Here is a 21,253-nt window from a genome sequence, read left to right as displayed (position 1 = left end):
CATCCCCCAATAGTCGCGGTGGAGAGCTCTTCCAATTTCCGGCAGCGGATCAGGCTCGACGGTAGCTCTGCTGCCAAGGAGTGAGCCGTGGCAGCCAGCGCGGGACGTTGACACGGTAGTCCTCATACTCGGCGCCGAACTTGCGTGCCAGCGTCGGCTCCTCATATAACCTGACGAAGGCCACCACGGGAACTGCGCCCAAAGCCGCCAGGACGAACAGCTTCGGCTGTCCCAGCAGGAGGCCCTGTCCGGTGATCGCGGCGCCAATGCCCACGTAGATGGGGTTCCTTACGAACCTGTAGAAACCGCTGACAACAAGGTTCTTCGGCGGAGCAAAGGGCGCCGGCGTGCCTAATCCTTCAAGGGCGAACCGCGCAAAAGAATTGGTGATCACCGCCGTGCCGACGCCGATCAGGAGAACACCTGCGCACTGGGCCGCCAGTCCGCCCGGCACGGGCTGTTTCACTTTCCAGCGGGTCACCACCCATGGCAACAGACCGGCGACGGTTGCCGGGGCTGCGGCGAACACCGCCGTTCCGATTTCCGCCAACCTCTTCTCACGTGCTGCATCTCCGGATGCTTTCATGCTGCCATTCTGAGCCGCCAAACGATTGGCCACAACCACTGGAGGCGAACGAACCCGGAATAAAGGAAAAGAGCCCCTGAGCTGCGTTTCCGCAGTTCAGGGGCTCCTCCTAGCCGTTCGCTCGCTTGCGGCGAATCACCAAGGCCGAGCCGAGTGCAATGGCGGCGAGAGCCGCGAACATCAGTGAGAAAACGGTTGGGGCCATGCCAGTGTCGGCCAGTCCGCTCGCCGCCTTAACGGTGGTGCCGGTGCTTCCGGTGGTCGGGGGGACCACCGGAAGCACGGTAACGCCCGAGTCGACGGGCGGATTGACGGGCGGATTGACGGGCGGATCGACCGGTGGATCGACCGGCGCCGCAGTGACCTCGAGCGTGAGGTTGGCCGAGTTCGGCTCGAACAGCGCAGGCGAGAACCGCGGCGTGTTCGTGGCGCTGGCGATAGTCACCACGCCGCTCACGGTTCCGGCCGCTGCGAACGTCGATGTGGAACTGATCACCCACGCGCCGTTCTTCTCCGTAACTGTTGCCGCGACCGGGTCTCCCCCTGCCCACGAGACCGTTGCCGTGATGGGCTCAGCAGCAGGGCCGGCGAAGGTGACCCGCGCGACTTCGATGGTCTTCTCCCGGCCCGCGATCACGGTCAGGTCCGCACCCGGAACTATCACAGGAGTGGCCTTGCGCGGCGCGGAAACACTCGGGATCCAGTCCTTCTGGGCCGTCGCCCAGTCGAGGCCTGCCTTAGTGCCGGACAGTGCGAAGTCGAGTCGGCCGCCGTTCCGGAGCTCGTCCACATCGACCCAGGCAGCCGTGTGCACTTTGTCGCTCACGGTCACACCAGCAATGTAACTCGGAAGCTTCTCTTTCGCGCCTGCAGCAGTGATCAGCAGTTTTTCACCGCTCTCGAGGGTAATCGTGGCGGCCTGAACCTTGGGGGCGTTGAGAGCCATGATCCCCGAGCCGGGCATCACCGGCTGGATCCCGAGCGAGGCCATCACATACCAAGCGGCGAGAGTGCCGAGGTCATCATTGCCGACCCCGCCGCCGGGGGTGTTCGGGAAGCGGTTGAGATTGGCCGCGAGCACGTCGTTGGTCTTGGCCGGTTCACCGACGGAGCCGTACAGCCAGGGGTTCATCATCATCGGTTCGTTGCCCGGGTTGTACCCTATGCTCGTGTAGTACGTGCTGCCACCCGCAGCCCAGCTGCTCGGAGAGACCCCCGGAGCGGACTGGAGGGCCGGCTGGTTGAAGTAGTAGTCGAGTCGCTTGACGAACTCCTCGCGACCGCCCATCTTCTGCTGCAGACCGACCACGTCCTGCGTCGCCATCCACTGGTAGTGCCACGGGGTTCCCTCGTGGAAACCGGACCTCGTCACATCCGTGCGTTCCGGAACCGAGACGAACTGGCCCTCGGGGTTGACGGCGTTGACGATGCCCTTGAAACCGCCGCTGAGTGTGACTTCCGGGTTCCAGAGCTTCGTCCAGTTGGTGCCGCGGGCCAGGAACTCTGCCGCTTGGCCTGTCTTCCCAAGCCGTTGCGCAGCGGCTCCGATGCTGGCGTCCGCCGCGGCGAACTCCATCGTGGCCGAGCCGCCGTGACGGTACTCTTCGTACTGGCCGCCGAGGCCGCCGCCCCACTCCGGGTAATAGGGGATGTGGCCGTTGGCCAGGTAGAACGCGGCGCTCTGCCGGCCGACGGACGCGACGCCGGCGGGTGGCGCCGTAGTGGCGTTCTCGACGAGGTAGTCCCACATCCGGCCGGCGATGTCGGCTGGCACGGTCCCGAGCGTGAAGTTCTCGGCGATCCAGGGCGAGACCGGGTCGCCGGCCATAATGTTCGTCTCGACTGAGCCGAGCGACCAGCGCGGGAACCAGCCGCCCTCGACCCGGGCCTGGTACATCGAGCGCACGATGTCGGCGGCGCGGTTCTTAGCGAACAGCGCATGGAAAGTCGACTGCGTGCGGTATGTGTCCCACAGCGAGAACGTCTGGTAGTAGTTCCAGCCATTGGCGGTGTGCGTCTTGGCGTCCATTCCTGTGTACCGGCCGTCGACGTCGCTTCCGATGGTCGGCGACAGCAGGGTCTTATATAGCTGGGTGTAGAAGATCTTGCGCTGCTCGGCGGATGCCGTGATGTCGAACCGGCCAAGTTCGGCGTTCCAGGCGTCGCGGGCTTTCGCGCGGATCTGATCAAACGGCAACCGCGTGCCGTCGGCGGTCGCCTCGGCGATCCGGTTGCCGCGGGCGCCTTCGACGCTCACGTACGAGACCCCGACGCTCACCTCGACATCGCGGTCGGTCGTCGTATCGAAAGTGGCGACGAAACCGTTGTTGCCGTCGGTGACCTCACTGGAATTCCGGCCGACGACGAACTGGGCGTTGTTGCCCCAGGTGCCGGTCGACAGCGGAGCGCGGTCAAAAGTGGCACTGAAGTAGTAGCGGGACTTTTTCTCGTTTCCGCTACAGAACCCACCGTTGTCGATCCAGCCCTCGAGGGTGGTGCCATCGACCCAGGAGACCGAACTCGCGCCGGCAGTGCGCAGCGTCTGACCCGTGTTGAACGAAAGATTGGAGGTCTTGCCAGCCGGGAAGGTGTACCGGTGTGCGCCCACTCTGGTGGTGGCCGAGAGATCGACCTTGACGGCGTTGTCGAGAGTCACACCGTAGTAACCGGCTGTGGCGGATTCACTTCCGGACTGGATGCTGGTGAACCGTCTCGAGGTGGTGGGCGTGGCGGTGGTGCTGGGCGAGACCAGGAGTTCACCGGCGGCCGGACAACCCGCACTGTTGACGTGCCGGTGGCTGAATCCCCACACGCGACCGGCGTTGTTGCTGTACGACGTGGAATCGTAGCTGTTGGTGTTGTCAGGGCTGAGCTGCACCATTCCGAACGGGAGCGTCGCCCCCGGATAGGCGTTGCCCTCGCTCTCGGTTCCAACGAACGGGTTGACCTCGTTGGAAAGGTCGGTGACGGTCGGAGCCGCGGATGCTTCGACCGGAGTTCCGATTGCGAGCGCGGCCGCAACCGCCATGGCCGGCGCGAGCCGCGTTCGCCGAGGCCTTCTCAGGATCCGTGGGCGTACAGCCGGACTGTCGTGTGGGCTTGACATCGTGGGGTGTCCTCCTTGACCTGACTCACGGGCATCGAGCTTCAGCGCTCGTCGCTGCTGTCCGCCGCCAAGAGCTGACGGGGCAACAGCTCGTGGAAACGTTTCCACGCGGCCGAGTCTACTCAGCACACCTCGACCGAGTCAACGCCGGAGAAGTAAATAGCGACCGAGAAGAATGCCCGGTCCAGGGGATTTATAGGGGCGTCCGAACTGGCGTCAGCGGGCGGCGAGCACCGCGTCGCGGCTCAGCTCTCCCGAGCCCCGCACGATGAGACGGGTGTTCAGCGTGACGGTCTGCGAGGGCGAGACATCGCCATCCAGACGCTTGTAGAGCATCCTCATCGCGATCTGTCCCATCGCCTTCGGGTCCTGCGCCACTACTGTGATCCCGGGCACGACGACGTCGGCAAGTTCGAAATCGTCGAAACCCACGATGGCCAGCGAGGTGTTGTGAATGCGCAAGGCGCCGATCACGTTGATGCTCGTTCGGTTGTTTCCGGCGAAAACCGCGGTTGGAGGGTCATCCGACGCCAGCATCCGCCCGAGGGGCTCGTCCACCGGGTCGCGGGTCGTCGCGCTGGAGTAGACGAGTTCGGGGTCGAAAGGGATGCCCGCTTCCTCGAGTGCGGCCCGGTAGCCGGCGATGCGCTCGCTTGCGGTATAAAGGTCCGGCCGATCAGTGAAGCAAGCGATCCGCCTATGCCCGTAGCCGATGAGATGCGCGACGCCGGTGCGCGCGCCGCCGCGGTTGTCCACGATCACGGCGTCGACATCCAGCTCCCGCGGCGGGCGGTCGACGAAGACCATGCTCGTACCGGCGTCGAGCTCCGCACGCAGGTATTCCTCCTCGCCGCCTTCGGGGAGAGTAATCACCAGGCCGTCGACCCGGCGGGCGCAGAACGTGAGGATCATCTTGCGGGCGCGCTCCGGGTCTTTGTCCGAGGAGGCGGTCAGGAGCACTGAATCGCGGCGCAGGACCTCCTCCTCCACCGAGCGGTTAAGCAGGGAGAAGAACGGGTCCGCGACATCCTCGACCAGCAGCCCAATGCTTGCCGTCGCTCCGGTTCTGAGCATCCTGGCACTGTCGTTGCGGCGGAATCCGAGCCTGTCGATCGCAGCGTTGACCGCAGCGACGCTCTCCTCGCTCACGTTCGACTTGCCGTTGACGACACGGGAGACCGTGCCGACACCGACTCCGGCGACCCGAGCGACGTCTTTCATTGTGGCACGGGCGTTCGGACGCTCGGCAGCCACCCTCAACCCGTCACCTGCGTCCATTTCCGAAACCATTCCGCGACGCATCTTAGCATCGCGATCGGCGAAGAAGACCCCCAGGGAGTCCGGGACGTCTGCGCGAAAAAGAAAAGAGCCCCTGAGCTGCGTTTTCGCAGTTCAGGGGCTCTTTTAGCCTGGTGGGTCCTACCGGGATCGAACCGATGACATCCACGGTGTAAACGTGGCGCTCTACCAGCTGAGCTAAAGACCCAATCACTGATTTCAGCGCCTTCGGCGCTTCAACCAACGAACATGTACTCTACCGGATCATTCGCCTGGAACACCAATCGACCGACCTGGAGGCGGCAAATCGGGAAGCTCGGCGGCAAGCCAGGCCAGCGCGCCGCTGACCCCGGCTTCCACTTTGAGGTCAGCGAACCCGTCGCCGCGGGTCGGCCCACGGTTGATGATCACTACCGGCTTGCCGAATTTGGCTGCGTGCCGCACGAACCTCAGCCCGCTCATTACCGTCAACGAAGAACCTGCGACCAGCAACGCCCCCGCTTCGTCCACCATGGAATAGGCGCGCTGCACCCGGTCCCTGGGCACGTTTTCTCCGAAATACACGAAGTCGGGCTTGAGCGTTCCCCCGCACACGGGACAAACAGCGACGACGAACGATCGGATGAGCTCCGGATCCTCCACTGAGGCGTCGGCGTCAGGCGCCATTTCCACGACGCCGGAAGCCTGCGCGGCTTCGAGGAAGCCGGGATTGATCTCCTCAAGAATCGACGCCACGAGCCGCCGGGTAAAGACGTGTCCCTGGTCAAGGCAGATCACGCGATCGTAGCGGCCGTGCAGGTCCACCACGTTGTTGCTGCCCGCGTCCTCGTGCAGCCGGTCGACGTTCTGCGTAATGAGCCCCGTGATCAGCCCGCGGCTCTCGAGGAGTGCGACGGCGGCGTGCCCCGTATTGGGGTCCGCATGCCGGAGGTGCGACCATCCAAGGTGGTTCCTCGCCCAGTACCGGCGCCGGTTGGCGGCGCTTCCGATGAACTCCTGGAAAGTCATCGGATTCCGCGGCGCGGCTCCCGGGCCGCGGTAGTCAGGGATTCCGGAATCAGTGCTGAGGCCGGCCCCCGTCAAGACAGCAAACCGCTTGCCGCCGAGAATCCTGGCGGCGCGGCGCAGAAAGTCCAACTCGCCTGCATCCAACTCAACTGCGGGAGCCGGCGGAAGTATGGCGAAGCCGGTCATTCCCACGCCGGGCCGTTGGGCACTCATCTGCGCTAGGCCTGGCCCAGTGCGGACAACGCCTCGCGGTATTCCGCCAGGTCGCGGGCCTGGCCGCGCGGATTGACGACGACATAGCGGATGATGCCCGTCGCATCGATGATGAAAGTGCCTCGCAAGGACATGCCGGTAGCTGCGTCAAACACGCCATACTTCTCGGCTACTTCCCCGTGCGGCCAGAAGTCCGCCAGGAGATCGAACTCGTAGCCTTCCTTCTCCGCGTAAGCCCGCAAAGCAAACTTGCTGTCTACCGACACCCCGAGGACTGTGGCGTTGGCATGTTCGAAAATACCCAGATTGTCGCGGATCTCGCACAGCTCCCCGGTGCAGATTCCAGAGAAGGCGAACGGATAGAAGACCACCACCACGTTCCGGCCGCGAAGCTCGGACAAGCGCACTGGCTCCCCGAACTGGTTCACGAGCTCAAAATCCGGTGCTTCCTGGCCCACAATGGGAACTCCCGGACGCAGCCCGGGAGGGGTCAACCTCGTGTGTGTCACTTGTTCTTCTTGCGCGCTACAAGCCGCGTGGCGCTCCAGTCCTTGGAGACGCCTGCGGAGGTAGTGCAATGCAGGCCAGCGGTGGGAGCGGCGTCCTGAATATCCGACGGCGAGACGTAGTTGTCGCGACCCGATTTGGGGGTCAGCACCCAGACCACGCCGCCTTCACCCAAGGTGGTCAGTGAATCAACTAGTGCGTCGACAAGGTCTCCATCACCATCGCGCCACCAGAAAATGACCGCATCCACTACCTCGTGATCGTCTTCGTCAAGCAGCTCGGAACCTGTGAGTTCCTCAATGTCATCACGCAAATCGAAATCGACATCATCGTCGTAACCGAGTTCCTGAATTAGATCCCCATCTTTGAAACCCAATCTTTCCGCCACATTTACCGATGTGGCGGCGTCGGCCTCGCTCACGTTTCCTCCTCTTGAAGTGATTTCGATTACTACAAGCCAACACCCTTTGGGCGTGTGCTTCAAGCCATTGTCCCGCGTTCCACCATAATCCGCGCCCCAGCCACGGCTAAAGCATGGCTACATTCGGGGCCATCGCCAGGACTGCAGCTACAACTGCCTACGATGTAACAGCTTGAGTGTGACATACAACGCCTTCACGACCGCGCGGCTACGCATCGCGGCTCGTACAAAGCTACAGTGGCCAGTGAAGACTTTGGCTGCAGGGCAACCGCCCGCCGCGAATAGCGCAGCTTGAGCTCAAGAGAACCTGTCCGGCGCACATGACCGGGCTGTTGTAACCGATATGTCGCACACGCCGCGTTCATGACGGGCAGTTACCCTGCCGGACCTGAGGCGACGATGAATGCGCCAAAAGAGAGGTTGGACGTGGCTGCAGGAGAAGAGACCTCACACATCCTTAGCGGGTTGACTTCCCAGCTGCCTGATCGTGATCCGGAAGAGACTGCCGAGTGGGTTGAGTCTTTGGATGCGTTGATCAGGGAGCAGGGCACGGAGCGGGCGCAGTTCATCATGCGCAGCCTGCTTCAGCGGGCAGGGTCCCAGTCGGTGGGGGTGCCGATGGTGACGACCACCGATTACGTGAACACGATCCCGGCGGACCAGGAAGCACCGTTCCCGGGCAACGAGGAGTTCGAGCGCCGGTACCGGGCGTACATGCGCTGGAACGCGGCCGTGATGGTGCACCGGGCCCAGCGGTCCGACATCGGGGTGGGCGGGCACATCTCCACCTATGCCGGGGCCGCGACCTTGTACGAGGTCGGCTTCAACCATTTCTTCCGCGGCAAGGACCACGCCTCGGGCGGGGACCAGGTCTTCTTCCAGGGACACGCGTCCCCGGGCATGTACGCCAGGGCGTTCATGGAAGGCCGGCTCTCGGAGGAGGACCTGGACGGGTTCCGGCAGGAAAAGTCCAAACAAGGCCACGCCCTCTCCTCCTACCCGCACCCGCGCCTGATGCCCTCGTTCTGGGAATTCCCGACCGTGTCCATGGGCATCGGCCCGATGAACGCGATCTACCAGGCCCAGTCCAACCGCTACCTGCACGACCGCGGCCTCAAAGACACCAGTGACCAGCAGGTCTGGGCGTTCCTGGGCGACGGGGAAATGGACGAGCCCGAGTCCCGCGGCCTGCTCCAGCTCGCCGCGAACGAGAACCTGGACAACCTGAACTTCGTGATCAACTGCAACCTCCAGCGCCTGGACGGACCCGTCCGCGGCAACGGGAAGATCATGCAGGAACTGGAGGCGTTCTTCCGCGGCGCGGGCTGGAACGTCATCAAGGTCGTCTGGGGCCGGGAATGGGATGACCTCCTGGCCAAGGACACCGACGGGTCCCTGGTGAAGATCATGAACGAAACCGTCGACGGGGACTACCAGACCTACAAGGCCGAATCCGGCGGGTTCGTCCGGGAACACTTCTTCGGGAAGACCCCGGCCACCAAGGACATGGTCGCGGACCTGGACGACGAGCAGATCTGGAACCTCAAACGCGGCGGGCACGACTACCGCAAGGTCTACGCCGCGTACAAGGCCGCGGTCGAGTTCAAGGGCAAACCCACCGTGATCCTGGCCAAGACCGTCAAGGGCTACGGACTCGGACCCCACTTCGAGGGCCGCAACGCGACCCACCAAATGAAGAAACTCACCATGGAAGACCTCAAGGCCTTCCGCGACCACCTGCGCATCCCCATCACCGACGAGCAGCTCGACACCGACCTGTACCGTCCCCCGTACTACCACCCCGGCATGGACGCCCCGGAAATCCAGTACATGATGGACCGTCGCGCAGCCCTGGGCGGGTCCGTGCCCGAACGCCGCTCCACCCACACCCCCGTGGTGTTGCCGGAAGCGAAGTCCTACGAGGTCGCCAAGCGCGGCTCCGGCAAGCAGCAGGCAGCCACCACCATGGCCTTCGTGAGGCTCCTGAAGGACCTCATGCGGGACAAGAACTTCGGCAAACGCTTCGTCCCGGTCGTCCCGGACGAGTCGCGGACCTTCGGCATGGACGCGTTCTTCCCGACCGCGAAGATCTACAACCCCAAGGGCCAGAACTACCTCTCCGTGGACCGGGACCTCGTCCTGGCCTACAAGGAATCCCCCATGGGCCAGCTCATCCACCCCGGCATCAACGAAGCCGGCGCCGTCGCGGCCTTCACCGCCGCCGGCACCGCCTACGCCACCCACGGCGAACCCCTCGTGCCGATCTACGTGTTCTACTCCATGTTCGGCTTCCAACGCACCGGCGACGCCTTCTGGGCCGCCGCGGACCAAATGACCCGCGGCTTCATCATCGGCGCCACCGCAGGACGGACCACCCTCACCGGCGAAGGACTCCAACACGCCGACGGACACTCCCCCATCCTGGCCTCCACCAACCCCGCCGTCCTCACCTACGACCCCGCCTACGGCTACGAAATCGGCCACATCATCCGCGACGGACTCGAACGCATGTACGGGGAGAACTCCGCGGACCGGAACCTGATGTACTACCTCACCGTGTACAACGAACCGATCAGCCAGCCCGCGGAACCGGAAAACCTCGACACCGAAGGCCTCCTGAAGGGCATCTACCTGCTCGCCCCGGCGAAAACCGACGGGCCCCGCGCGCAGATCCTGGCCTCCGGCGTCTCGGTCCCCTGGGCCCTGGAAGCCCAGAAAGTCCTCGCCCAGGACTGGGGAGTCTCCGCCGACGTCTGGTCCGTGACCTCCTGGAACGAGCTCCGACGCGACGGACTCGCCGCCGAAGAACACGCCTTCCTGAACCCCGGCGAAGAACCCCGCACCCCGTTCGTCGCCCAGCAACTCGCCGGCGCCACCGGACCGGTCATCGCCGTCACCGACTACATGAAGGCCGTCCCGGACCAGATCCGCCAATTCATCCCCAACGAATTCGCCTCCCTCGGCGCCGACGGATTCGGATTCTCCGACACCCGCCAAGCCGCACGACGCTTCTTCAAAAACGACACCCACTCCATCGTCGTGAAGACCCTGCAACTACTCGCCCGCCGAGGCGAAGTCGACGCACAAGCGGCTGCCCAGGCAATCGAGAAGTACAGTCTCCTCGATGTCAACGCCGGCACCACCGGCGGGGCAGGCGGCGAAAGCTAAGCCTCCAGCGAAGCAAAACGAAGCCAGCAACATCTCGACGGCGGTCCACACCGAAAGGTGCGGGCCGCCGTCGGGCTTTAAGATCGGGTCTTCAACGATCGACCCACAGCATCAATTAGCGCAGCAAGCGCGTGACGCGCACCAAACGCAGTTGTAGCCTTCGCACAAATGGAGCTTGTGGATGATGCGCCGTATGCTCAAGGAATGGCAGAGCCGATTCAAACCCCCGCGAAACGCAAAGCGGCCGCGCGGACAGTAACACCGGAAAAGGCGGAGACTCTCAAGCGGCTCCGCGCCAATGTGGGGCAACTGTCCACCACCACCATGCGGAAGCTCGAGAAATCACTGCCTTGGTACAGCCGGCTGAGCTCCGACGAACGCTCAGCCTTGGGCCTGGTTGCCCAAAACGGAATCGCGGCCTTCGTGACGTGGTACGAACGGCCGAGCTCTCCGTCCTGGATCCTGACGGACGTCTTCGGGAACGCTCCCACCGAGCTGACCCGCTCCATCAGCCTGCAAAAGGCCCTCCAGCTGATCCGGATTGTCGTCGAGGTGGTGGAGGACCAGGTCCCTGTGATCGCACCGGAAGCCGACCAACCCTCCTTGCGCGAAGCAGTCCTGCGGTATTCGCGGGAAGTGGCATTCGCCGCCGCGGATGTCTATGCCCGCGCCGCCGAGTCCCGCGGTTCCTGGGACACGAGGCTCGAAGCCCTAATTGTGGACGCCATCCTCCGTGGCGAGAATACCGATGCCCTTCGTTCCCGCATCGCGGCCCTCGGCTGGAAGGCCCAGGAGCGATTCACGGTGATGGTGGGAAACTCGCCGTCGGAACCAAGCGCAAGCTATGTGAGCGAGTTGCGCCGGACCGCCGGACGCTATTCGGAAGACGCCCTGGTGGGAATCCAGGGCGACCGCCTGATCCTGATTCTGGGTGGCGTGCAAGACCGCGACACCGCGTACCTGAAACTCAGCGAACTTTTCGCCCCGGGCGCGGTGGTCTACGGGCCCGAGGCCAGTTCCCTGTTGGAGGCAAGCAGCTCTGCCCAGGCAGCCTTTGCAGGGCTCACCGCTGCCAAGGCTTGGCCTTCGGCTCCGCGACCGGTAGCCGCGGACGACCTCCTCCCGGAACGGGTGGTCTCAGGTGACGACGCCGCCCGCCGTTCCCTCATCAAGAACATTTACCGGCCGCTCCTAGCCGCTTCGAACGGCCTTGTCGAAACCCTCGGCACTTATCTGGAACTCGGCCATTCCCTCGAAGCGACTGCCCGCGAGCTGTTCGTCCACGCGAACACCGTACGGTATCGTCTCAAGCGCGTCTGCGACGTCACAGGGTGGGACCCGCTCCTCCCTCGCGAGGCTTTCGTGCTTCAAACTGCGTTGGTTGTGGGCAGGCTTTCGGCCCAGCCAAAGGCGACGTCGGAGCGTCACGGTACCCGATCCGCGGGTTGAACCGTTGTAGACTTCCTACAAACTGACCCAGTGAGCTTGGTGTACGCAAACACCAGTAGTTCACGCGGCAATTTGGAAAGCTGGTTACGTGCTTGCAATCGTCTGCCCTGGACAGGGCTCCCAGACCCCTGGATTTTTGGCCCCTTGGCTGGAGCTCCCTTCCGTAGAAGGCCATTTGGCCTCCCTGAGCGAAATCGCAGGCATCGACCTCAAGGCCCACGGCACCACCTCCGATGAAGAAACCATCAAGGACACCGCCGTCGCGCAGCCCTTGATTGTTGCCGCAGGGCTCGTGGCAGCGAAATCGCTGTTCGACGTCGAACTCAGTACCCTTCCGATCGTCCTTGCCGGCCACTCGGTCGGCGAGATCACGGCCTCGGCGCTTGCCGGTGTCCTGAGCGAAGAAGAAGCTATGACGTTTGTCCGTGAGCGTGCCAACAACATGGCTGCCGCCGCGGCGGTCACCCCCACCGGAATGAGTGCCGTCGTCGGCGGCGATCCGGCCGAGGTGCTGTCCGCTATCGAGGCCGCCGGCGCAACTCCCGCGAATGTCAACGGCGCGGGCCAGACCGTAGCCGCAGGAACGTTCGAACAGCTCCAGGCACTGGCTGACAACCCTCCGGCCAAAGCCAGGGTCATTCCGCTGAAGGTCGCCGGAGCGTTCCACACTTCCCACATGGCTCCGGCTGTGAGCGCGCTTGAAGCGCTGCGGCCGTCCCTCAAGCCGCAGGCTCCCACGGTTCCCTTGCTCTCGAACTTTGACGGCCAGGAGGTCACGGACGGCGGTGCCGCCGTCGAAAGCCTGATCGCCCAGGTCTCCCGCCCGGTCCGCTGGGACCTGTGCATGGAGAACCTGGTAAAGCGCGGAGTCACTGGACTCATCGAGCTGGCACCGGCGGGTACCCTGGCAGGCCTCGCCAAACGCGGCATGCCGGGTGTGAAGACCGTTGCCGTCAAGACCCCGGATGATTTGTCCGCCGCACTTGCACTCTTCGCGGAATTGGAGGGAGACGCATGAGCGCCCCCGTACTCAAGCAGGCACCGACGAACGCATACTCGCGCGTTATCGGCATCGGAGCATACCGCCCTGACATCGTCGTCACGAATGACGACGTTTGCCAGTGGATCGATTCCTCGGACGAATGGATCCGCCAGCGCACGGGCATCGTGACCCGCCACCGCGCCGCGGCCGATGTGAGCGTCATCGACATGGCCGAGGGAGCAGCCCGCGAGGCACTCAAACAGGCCGGCATTGAGGCTTCCCAGCTGGGTGCCGTCATCGTCTCCACCGTTACGCACCCGTATGCCACGCCATCCGCGGCTGCCGCCCTCACCGACCGTTTGGGCGCCACCCCGGCACCGGCCTTCGACATCTCCGCGGCTTGTGCGGGCTACTGCTACGGCATTGCCCAGGGCGATGCCTTGGTCCGATCGGGCGCGGCTGAATACGTCCTGGTGATCGGGGCCGAGAAGCTCTCGGACGTCATCGACAACCATGAGCGAACCATCTCCTTCCTTCTCGGCGACGGTGCCGGCGCCGTGGTCATCGGCCCGTCCGATACTCCCGGCATTGCCCCGTCCGTCTGGGGATCCGATGGCAGCAAGTGGAACGCAATTGGCATGACGCATTCCCTCGACGAAGTCCGCAACCTGGGCGAGTCTGCCCGCCATTCGGACGAATCCGACGATCAGGCCATTATTTCCGCAGCGCAGGATGTCTGGCCGACGCTCCGCCAGGACGGCCAGACGGTGTTCCGCTGGGCCGTCTGGGAAATGGCGAAGGTTGCCCAGCAAGCTCTCGACGCCGCAGGGATCGAAGCCTCGGATCTGGCGGCATTTGTCCCCCACCAGGCAAACATGCGGATCATCGATGAAATGGTCAAGAAGCTCAAGCTTCCCGAAACCGTGGTGGTTGCCCGGGACATCGCTGATGCGGGAAACACTTCTGCCGCCTCTATTCCGCTGGCCACGCACCGGCTCCTCAAGGAGAACCCTGCGCTCAGCGGTGGCCTCTCCTTGCAGATCGGCTTCGGTGCCGGTCTTGTGTTTGGTGCCCAGGTAATCGTTCTTCCGTAGTTTCGGACCGCGCCTACCTTCCAATTGAATAGTGCTTTGAAACCCAAGCCGTAACCGCGGTTTGCCCCCATTTCCGGCAATAGCCGGCACAACAAGAAAAGGAGCCAACAATGGCTAGCAACGAAGAAATCCTGGCCGGCCTGGCTGAAATCGTGAACGAAGAGACCGGCCTCGCCACCGAAGCCGTGGAGCTGGACAAGTCCTTCACCGAGGACCTGGACATCGACTCCATCTCCATGATGACCATCGTCGTCAACGCTGAAGAGAAGTTCGGCGTGCGCATCCCGGACGAAGAGGTCAAGAACCTCAAGACCGTCGGCGACGCCGTCAACTTCATCTCGAACGCACAGGCCTAGCCTGGCCTCAACTGTGCCGGACTTCGGGTGCGCCCTGTTGCATCCGAAGCCCGGCACAGCTGCTATATCTCCCAGAGTTTTTTCCTGCCTCCCCAGTGAGAACAGCACGTGGGTTGGCTGATCCGACAGAGAGTGATCTCATGGCACGCAAAGTAGTCATAACCGGTCTGGGCGCCACAACGCCCATCGGCGGCGACGTCCCCACGATGTGGAAGAACGCGCTCAAAGGGGTCTCCGGTGCCCACACACTCGAGGACGAGTGGGTTGCCAAGTATGACCTTCCGGTCCACTTTGCCGCCCGGTGCTCGACGCCGGCCCTCGAGGTTCTGAGCCGCGTTGAAGCCAAGCGCATGGACCCGTCCACGCAGTTCGGTGTCATCGCCGCCCGCGAGGCCTGGGCGGATTCCGGTATCACCGAAATCGACCACGACCGCCTTGCGGTGGCTTTCGCCACGGGCATAGGTGGCGTCTGGACGCTCTTGGACGCTTGGGACACGCTGAGGGAAAAGGGCCCCCGTCGGGTTCTTCCCATGACGGTCCCGATGCTCATGCCGAACGGCGTCGCCGCCGCGGTCAGCCTTGACCTCGGCGCCCGCGCCGGTGCACACACTCCGGTTTCTGCTTGCGCTTCCGGCACCGAAGCGATGCACCTCGGCCTGGATCTCATCCGCTCGGGCAAGGCCGACGTCGTCGTGTGCGGTGGTGCCGAAGCCGCCATCCACCCGATGCCCCTCGCCGCGTTTTCCTCGATGCAGGCCCTCTCCCGCCGCAATGACGATCCCGAGCACGCTTCGCGGCCGTATGACCGCGACCGAGACGGCTTCGTCATGGGTGAAGGCGCCGGCGCCCTGGTCCTGGAAGCCGAAGAGCACGCGATCGCCCGCGGTGCGCGCATCTATGCTGAGCTCGCCGGTACTTCGGTCACAGCCGACGCCTACCACATCACGGCACCGGACCCGGAAGGCCTGGGCGCTACCCGCGCTTTGAAGGCTGCCATGTTCGATGGCCGCATCCAGGCCGAGGACGTTGTGCACGTCAATGCCCACGCCACCTCGACGCCTGTCGGTGACAAGCCCGAGTACACGGCGCTCCGTGCCGCACTGGGTGCCCACGTCGACAATGTGGCGGTCTCCGCCACGAAGTCGCAGATGGGCCACCTGTTGGGCGCTTCAGGGGCCGTAGAAGCAGTGCTGACTGTTCTTGCCGTCTACGAACGCCAGGCTCCGTTGACCATCAACCTTGAGAACCAGGATCCGGAGATCCCGCTCGACGTCGTCACTTCGGCACGCACTTTGCCTGCCGGCGACATCGTCGCTTTGAGCAACTCCTTCGGTTTCGGCGGCCACAACGCCGTCATCGCCATCCGCAACGTCTGACAGTCGCTGCAGGTTCGAGGCACAAGAGGAGGGCCCCACCGTGGTGGGGCCCTCCTCTTTGCTATGGAAAACAGTCTCGGTACTTTGTTCCCTGTCCGAGATGGTGTTGCCTAACCGACCTGGTGGAGCCAGCGCACAGGGGCGCCTTCAGCGGCGTGGCGGAACGGCTCGAGCTCTTCGTCCCAGGCTTCACCGAGCGCCAAGGATAGTTCGTGGTAGACGGCGGCAGGATCTCCAGCACCCGACTCGTAGGCGTAGCGGATTCGGTCCTCTGTCACCATGATGTTGCCATGGACATCCGTGACGGCATGGAAAATTCCCAGCTCCGGTGTGTGCGACCAACGCGCGCCGTCCACGCCCTGGCTCGGCTCCTCGGTCACTTCGTAACGAAGGTGCGCCCACCCACGCAGAGCCGAAGCCAGCTGCGCGCCCGTTCCAGGGACTCCCGCCCAGGAGAGCTCAGCGCGGAACATTCCGGGCGCGGCAGGTTGAGGGGTCCACTCAAGATCGGTCCGCTTGTCAACGACCGATCCGATGGCCCACTCAACGTGAGGGCACAACGCGGTAGGGGCCGAATGCACAAACAAGACACCGCGGGTTATTGCAACAGACATTCCATCCTCCATAGCTGTAGGTACGTCTTCCCCAACGACCTCTGCCTGGATGAAATTTTGCTGCGCGGGTGCCGCGCTGTTCTGGTTTCCCTACCTATCTATGATTTTTTCCGCAACGGAAGAACATTCAAGTTTTGGTTGAAAGTTTCCCCACAGTGCTTTCATTTTGCCGTACAGACCGGAATTACGCCAGTGCGATTCCCGGACAGACGGATTTCCTTCCTTGGGACTCCTCGAAGTGTTGCACGGTTTCCAGGTCTCTAAGCGCGGGGATGGGCCTGCTGATAGCTCTTGCGAAGCCGGTCCACTGACACATGGGTGTAGATCTGGGTTGTTGCGAGGCTGCTGTGTCCCAGAATTTCCTGCACGGCACGCAGGTCCGCCCCGCCGTCGAGCAAATGGGTTGCGGCAGTGTGACGAAGGGCGTGGGGTCCGGTTGCCGCGGTATCCCCGAGGGCCGCCAGGAGGTCGTTGACGACGCTGCGGGCCTGGCGCTGATCGATGCGGTTACCCCTGGAACTGAGGAAGAGTGCCGGTCCGCTACGCTCTGTTGCGAGCCGTGGACGGCCGCGACGGAGCCAGTCGTCGACGGCGAGGGCGGCCGGGACCCCATAGGGCACCGTCCGTTCCTTGTTGCCCTTGCCGAGGACGCGGAGAGTCCGGCGGTCCGCATCGAGATCGTCGATGTCCAGGCCGGCGAGCTCGCCGACGCGGATCCCCGTGGCGTAGAGCAGTTCGACGAGGGCGCGGTTTCTCAACGGCATCGGAAAGCCGTCCGCGGCTGACTCTGACAGGTTTTCGAAGATCCTGGCGACCTGCTGCTGGTGAAGGACTCCAGGGAGCGTGTGGTCCCGCTTGGGGGCCTGAAGGCGAAGAGCAGGGTCTGAGGCGATGAGTTCTTCGCGCAGGGCCCAGGAGGTGAATGCGCGGGCCGTCGCGGCATGCCGGGCGAGTGTTGCCCTGGACTTGCCGGATTCGCTTTGCGCCCCCAGCCAGCGCCGGAGGGTGCCGAGTTCCAGTTCTGCGAGCTGCCCTACGCCCTCCGCCACAGCGAAGCGCAGCAGGCTCTCGACGTCTGCGATGTACGCCCGCACCGTGTGGGCGGACCTGGCCCGTTCACTTTCGAGGTAACGCCGGAAGTCCCGAACGGACCCGGCGAGTGCTTCGGGGAGCGGATTCTCTTGCACACTTCCACTGTGCCAGCCGCGGGGCCCGGTGGCTGGCATTGCCACGTCGGCCACGTTCACCTATGAGCGATGGACCTGTACATCCTGTAGTACTGCCACAGGAGCAACCCCTGCCAGACGGCGAAAAGAACCCAAAGCCACACCGGACCACGGCCGCCTTGGACGAACAAGACTGCTCCCACGATCAGCAAGAGCCCGATTTGCTGTCCAATCACGAACTTCGCGGGTTGCGCCATTGACTTCATCATGTCCACATCATCCTCATCGAAGCTACGTCAACCTGCGCTAACTGATAGTCGACTATCTATAGTTTATTCCTGTTTCCCCGCCCTCTTCCAGGCGCCGCTCACTGATACCGCCAAGCCCAACAAACTGAGGCGCCCAAGACCTGCCCTGACAGACTCGGGGCTGAGTCCCGCAACGATCGCGAGCTTCTCCACCGAGCTCGTCGAGCGGACGGGCAACGCGTCGAGCAGGATCAGGTCCTCGAGGGTGAGCCCGTCGTGGTCCGAGGCTGCCGTTTCCTTGTCCCCGACGAGCCCCTCACCGCTCGACCCCGCCAGTTCAGCGATCTCCCCGACGTCCGTGACGCAAACAGCCCCGCCATCCCGGAGGAGCCGATGGCAGCCGGCAGAGTTGGCGCTGTGGATGGACCCCGGGACCGCGGCGACCGACCTGCCGATGGATTCAGCATGATGGGCCGTATTCAGTGCACCCGAACGCCATCGCGCTTCCACTACCACTGTCACGGATGCCAAGGCCGCGATAATCCTGTTCCGCTGGAGGAACCTGTAACGGGTGGGTGCCGAGCCCGGAGGAACCTCGGCGATGACCGCACCTTGGTTTGCCACGGCACGCAACAGATCCTCATTTCCGGATGGATAGTATCGGTCCACTCCCCCGGCCATCACCGCGATGGTCGGCATGTCGTTTGTGCCCCCGGCCAAGGCCCCGCGGTGTGCGTGGGCGTCGATCCCGTAGGCCCCTCCGGACACGACCGTGCAGCCACGCTGACCCAGCCCATAGGCGAAATCACCCGTGACGGAGGCCCCGTAGCTCGTACTGTCCCGCGAGCCGACAAGCGCCACGACCCGACGTACGGGTGGGAACTCCAATTCGTGTCCCCGCCACCACAAGCACAGCGGTTCATGAAGGCCCAGGTCTGCCAACTGCGCGGGCCACAGCGGGTCCCCAGGGATGATCATGCGGCCACCGAGGCGTTGCATCGTGGCAAGATCGCGTTCCGGGGCAAGGTCCGGGATCCGGGGCGCCCACCGGAGCAACGCAGCGGCCAATCCGGCCCCGGCGGAAGAAACCCCGCTGTCCACCAACAAGGAAGCCACTTCCTGCTCAAGCCCGGGTCCGGGAGCGAGCTCGCCGATCGCGATTCTGAGGCCATCAACGGCCCCGGCGGCCTGCACCAGCGCGAGTCCGGCGGCATCCTGCGGTTCCATCAGCCGCGATAGCGCTGCCCGGGCAAATCGCTCCCTGCTCCGGTCTGGAACATCAGAGGTGAGCTGCTGGCCGAGTTCAGTCATGGCGTGTCCTTTCATGCGGCCGCAACCGCCTGCCGCAAGCCGAGGGCCTGTCCTATGTCGTCGCTGTGAGGTTGGTCCCTGTGGCCCAGATCAGCAAGGGTCCAGGCGAGACGCAAGACGCGGTCATAGCCTCTGGCCGTGAGGATTCCACGTTCCAGGGAAGTATCCAGAATCTTCGTGGTCGCGGAAGGGAGTCGCAGTTCGCCGCGCAGTACACGCCCGGGAACCTGCGAGTTGGTCTCCATCCCTAAACTCCCCAAGCGTTCGCGTTGCCGCGACCGGGCGGCATGGACCCTCCCGGCGACAGTAGCTGTGTCCTCCTCCGCACCGGATTGCCCAAAGTCCGCGAGGGAAACACGTTCCACCTGGAGCTGGATGTCTACCCTGTCCAGCAACGGCCCGGACATGCGCCCGAAGTAGCGGCGACGCATCACCGGGGTGCAGGTGCAATCGACTCCCTTGCCGGTGGCCTTCCCGCACGGGCAAGGATTCGCCGCGAGGACCAGCTGGAAACGGGCCGGATATGCGGCCGTGCCTGCGGAGCGATGGATGACGAGTTCTCCGCTTTCCAGAGGTTGCCGCAGGGCGTCCAGGACCCGGCGTTCGTACTCGGGTGCCTCGTCCAGGAACAAAACGCCACGGTGCGCCCGTGATGCCGCCCCGGGCCGCGGCAGGCCGGATCCACCGCCGATGATTGCCGCGGCGGTCGCGCTGTGATGGGGATTCTCAAAAGGCGGCCGGCGCAAGAGCTGTACCGAGTCGACATGGACAGCCGAAAGCGAATGGATCGCGGTGACCTCCATGGCTTCCCGGTCCCCTAAATCCGGCAAGAGCCCCGGGAGCCGCTCGGCAAGCATCGTCTTGCCCGCACCGGGCGGACCGCAAAGCAGCACATGATGCGCCCCGGCCGCCGCAACCTCCAAGGCGCGCCGGGCATCCCCCTGCCCCGAGACATCACAAAGATCCGGAACAACCGCGGCTCCGACGTCCTGATCCCCCGGAACGTCACCGTCGGCCGGGTCATAATCCAGGGCCAGGTCCTGCGGATCGGCCCCGAAATCAAACGCAAGTCGGGCCAGGGTCTTGTAGCCACGAACCACCGCCCCGGGAACCAACTCTGCCTCGGCGACGTTGGCCTGGGCCACAACAATCTCGGGGTGGCCTGCCTGAACAGCCGCCATGACCGCCGGCAAGATGCCGCGCACCGGCCTCAACCGGCCATCCAGTCCCAACTCGGAGATGAAGACCGTGCCTTCGGTGGAACGGATATCACCAGCAGCGCGCAACACAGCCATGGTGATCGCGAGGTCGAAACCCGAGCCACGCTTCGGCAGCGAGGCCGGAATCAGGTTTGCGGTGATCTTCCGACGACTCAGCGGGATGCCGGAATTCTGTGCGGCGGAGCGGATGCGCTCCTTGGCTTCGTTCAGGGAAGCATCCGGCAGCCCAAGGATCACGAAACTTGGGAGGGTTTGGCCGATATCCGCCTCGACCTCCACGATGTAGCCGTTCAGGCCCAACAGCGCCACCGAGTAGCTCCGGCCGACTCCCATCTAGCCCACACCCCTGAGGTGTTCGAGCTGCGGCTCCCCCACCCCGTCGTCGATGATTCCCACCACGTCCACCCGGCGGCGCAGCGCGCGAAGCTCGTGATCGCGGCACCAGGAAAGGGCCAGCCGATGGAGCCGGGCAAGTTTCGCGGCGCCGACCGCTTCGAATGGGTGCCCGTAGGCCAGGTTCTTCCGGGTCTTGACCTCGGCAATCACCAAGGTGTCGCCGTCGAGCGCAACGATGTCGATCTCGCCCTCGGAACATCTCCAATTGCGGTCCACAATCCGCATTCCCTGCGTTTCAAGGAAGGCTACGGCCAACGTTTCACCGTGCCGGCCCAGCAAGTCTTTGGCTTTCATGACCACCTCCGCTTCCAGCCTGGAGGAGCGGAGAATCCGAAGACAGGGGGCAGTTTGGCTATGTGGGAAACTCCGTCAGCCAGACGGTGTGGAGGAGAAGTTGGCGGGCTTTCCTAGTTGCCCAGGTTGCCCAGATCGCCTAGGTCGCCGTCCTTGGGCAGGGAAAGTTCCTCGTTACGAGGCAGTTCTTCGACGTTGACGTCCTTGAAGGTAATGACCCGGACATTCTTCACGAAACGCGCCGAACGGTAGACGTCCCAAACCCAGGCATCCTGGAGGGTGAGGTCGAAATAGACCTCGCCGTCGGCACTGCGCGCCTGCAGGTCAACGTGGTTTGCAAGATAGAACCGGCGTTCGGTCTCGACAACGTAGCTGAACAAACCAACGACGTCGCGGTATTCGCGGTAGAGCTGGAGCTCCATGTCGGTTTCGTAGTTCTCAAGATCCTCGGCACTCATAG

Annotated in this window: 19 protein-coding genes and 1 tRNA gene; 6 read left to right on the top strand and 14 right to left on the bottom strand. The window is 63.9% G+C overall.

What is annotated here, in order from left to right; all coding sequences use genetic code 11:
* Positions 1-49: 49 nt before the first annotated feature.
* The 7 genes from ACSVHC_RS19320 to ACSVHC_RS19290 all read right to left on the bottom strand — a co-directional run bounded on the left by ACSVHC_RS19320 (position 50) and on the right by ACSVHC_RS19290 (position 7,119).
* The gene (locus ACSVHC_RS19320; protein ID WP_437770581.1) at positions 50-586 is read right to left on the bottom strand and encodes a methyltransferase family protein; all 537 of its coding nucleotides are present in this window, start codon (positions 584-586) and stop codon (positions 50-52) included.
* A gap of 109 nt (positions 587-695) precedes the next feature.
* Positions 696-3,692 carry a GH92 family glycosyl hydrolase gene (locus tag ACSVHC_RS19315; RefSeq protein WP_439181222.1) on the bottom strand — a complete coding sequence of 999 codons (2,997 nt, stop codon included), beginning with the start codon at positions 3,690-3,692 and terminating at the stop codon, positions 696-698.
* A 216-nt stretch (positions 3,693-3,908) separates the two neighbouring features.
* The gene (locus tag ACSVHC_RS19310; protein WP_437770583.1) at positions 3,909-4,970 is read right to left on the bottom strand and encodes a LacI family DNA-binding transcriptional regulator; all 1,062 of its coding nucleotides are present in this window, start codon (positions 4,968-4,970) and stop codon (positions 3,909-3,911) included.
* Between the two features lie 132 nt (positions 4,971-5,102).
* Positions 5,103-5,178, bottom strand: a tRNA-Val gene (locus ACSVHC_RS19305).
* Between the two features lie 56 nt (positions 5,179-5,234).
* The gene (locus ACSVHC_RS19300; RefSeq protein WP_437770584.1) at positions 5,235-6,191 is read right to left on the bottom strand and encodes an NAD-dependent protein deacetylase; all 957 of its coding nucleotides are present in this window, start codon (positions 6,189-6,191) and stop codon (positions 5,235-5,237) included.
* Positions 6,192-6,196: 5 nt separating this feature from the next.
* Positions 6,197-6,700 carry a peroxiredoxin gene (locus tag ACSVHC_RS19295; RefSeq protein WP_437770585.1) on the bottom strand — a complete coding sequence of 168 codons (504 nt, stop codon included), beginning with the start codon at positions 6,698-6,700 and terminating at the stop codon, positions 6,197-6,199.
* Positions 6,697-7,119, bottom strand: coding sequence for a DUF3052 domain-containing protein (locus ACSVHC_RS19290; RefSeq protein ID WP_059387755.1), 423 nt, complete (start codon positions 7,117-7,119; stop codon positions 6,697-6,699). The genes ACSVHC_RS19295 and ACSVHC_RS19290 overlap by 4 nt, the downstream gene beginning before the upstream one ends.
* 399 nt (positions 7,120-7,518) lie before the next feature.
* On the opposite strand from ACSVHC_RS19290, the gene aceE reads away from it, so the two are divergent.
* The 6 genes from aceE to fabF all read left to right on the top strand — a co-directional run bounded on the left by aceE (position 7,519) and on the right by fabF (position 15,544).
* On the top strand, positions 7,519-10,287 hold the full coding sequence (gene aceE / locus ACSVHC_RS19285; RefSeq protein WP_439181219.1) for a pyruvate dehydrogenase (acetyl-transferring), homodimeric type: 2,769 nt from the start codon (positions 7,519-7,521) through the stop codon (positions 10,285-10,287).
* A gap of 204 nt (positions 10,288-10,491) precedes the next feature.
* A complete protein-coding gene (locus tag ACSVHC_RS19280; RefSeq protein WP_345449981.1) occupies positions 10,492-11,736 on the top strand; it encodes a PucR family transcriptional regulator in 1,245 nt (414 codons plus the stop codon).
* A gap of 88 nt (positions 11,737-11,824) precedes the next feature.
* Positions 11,825-12,754, top strand: a complete 930-nt coding sequence (locus ACSVHC_RS19275; RefSeq protein WP_437770586.1) for an ACP S-malonyltransferase — start codon at positions 11,825-11,827, stop codon at positions 12,752-12,754.
* Positions 12,751-13,812, top strand: coding sequence for a beta-ketoacyl-ACP synthase III (locus ACSVHC_RS19270; protein WP_437770587.1), 1,062 nt, complete (start codon positions 12,751-12,753; stop codon positions 13,810-13,812). The genes ACSVHC_RS19275 and ACSVHC_RS19270 overlap by 4 nt, the downstream gene beginning before the upstream one ends.
* 110 nt (positions 13,813-13,922) lie before the next feature.
* A complete protein-coding gene (locus ACSVHC_RS19265) occupies positions 13,923-14,168 on the top strand; it encodes an acyl carrier protein (protein WP_028267518.1) in 246 nt (81 codons plus the stop codon).
* Between the two features lie 140 nt (positions 14,169-14,308).
* A complete protein-coding gene (fabF, locus tag ACSVHC_RS19260; protein WP_241710849.1) occupies positions 14,309-15,544 on the top strand; it encodes a beta-ketoacyl-ACP synthase II in 1,236 nt (411 codons plus the stop codon).
* Positions 15,545-15,654: 110 nt separating this feature from the next.
* Here fabF and ACSVHC_RS19255 read toward each other — a convergent pair whose 3' ends face one another.
* The 7 genes from ACSVHC_RS19255 to ACSVHC_RS19225 form a co-directional block, all read right to left on the bottom strand.
* A complete protein-coding gene (locus ACSVHC_RS19255) occupies positions 15,655-16,158 on the bottom strand; it encodes a DUF3145 domain-containing protein (RefSeq protein ID WP_078108617.1) in 504 nt (167 codons plus the stop codon).
* Between the two features lie 260 nt (positions 16,159-16,418).
* Positions 16,419-17,345, bottom strand: a complete 927-nt coding sequence (locus tag ACSVHC_RS19250; RefSeq protein WP_437770588.1) for a tyrosine recombinase XerC — start codon at positions 17,343-17,345, stop codon at positions 16,419-16,421.
* A 56-nt stretch (positions 17,346-17,401) separates the two neighbouring features.
* Complete coding sequence (locus ACSVHC_RS19245; protein WP_437770589.1) at positions 17,402-17,593, bottom strand: hypothetical protein; 192 nt, start codon at positions 17,591-17,593, stop codon at positions 17,402-17,404.
* A 63-nt stretch (positions 17,594-17,656) separates the two neighbouring features.
* Positions 17,657-18,883 (bottom strand): DNA-processing protein DprA, encoded by a 1,227-nt coding sequence (gene dprA / locus ACSVHC_RS19240; RefSeq protein ID WP_437770590.1) that lies wholly within the window; start codon positions 18,881-18,883, stop codon positions 17,657-17,659.
* Positions 18,884-18,894: 11 nt separating this feature from the next.
* Positions 18,895-20,436 (bottom strand): YifB family Mg chelatase-like AAA ATPase, encoded by a 1,542-nt coding sequence (locus tag ACSVHC_RS19235; RefSeq protein ID WP_439181217.1) that lies wholly within the window; start codon positions 20,434-20,436, stop codon positions 18,895-18,897.
* Positions 20,437-20,793, bottom strand: coding sequence for a YraN family protein (locus ACSVHC_RS19230; protein WP_437770667.1), 357 nt, complete (start codon positions 20,791-20,793; stop codon positions 20,437-20,439).
* 113 nt (positions 20,794-20,906) lie between these two features.
* Positions 20,907-21,251, bottom strand: coding sequence for a DUF2469 domain-containing protein (locus ACSVHC_RS19225; protein ID WP_028267525.1), 345 nt, complete (start codon positions 21,249-21,251; stop codon positions 20,907-20,909).
* Between the last annotated feature and the right edge of the window lie 2 nt (positions 21,252-21,253).

This window comes from Arthrobacter sp. KNU-44 (assembly GCF_051843155.1).
GTDB lineage: Bacteria > Actinomycetota > Actinomycetes > Actinomycetales > Micrococcaceae > Arthrobacter.
This window is presented reverse-complemented; position numbering and strand designations above follow the sequence as displayed.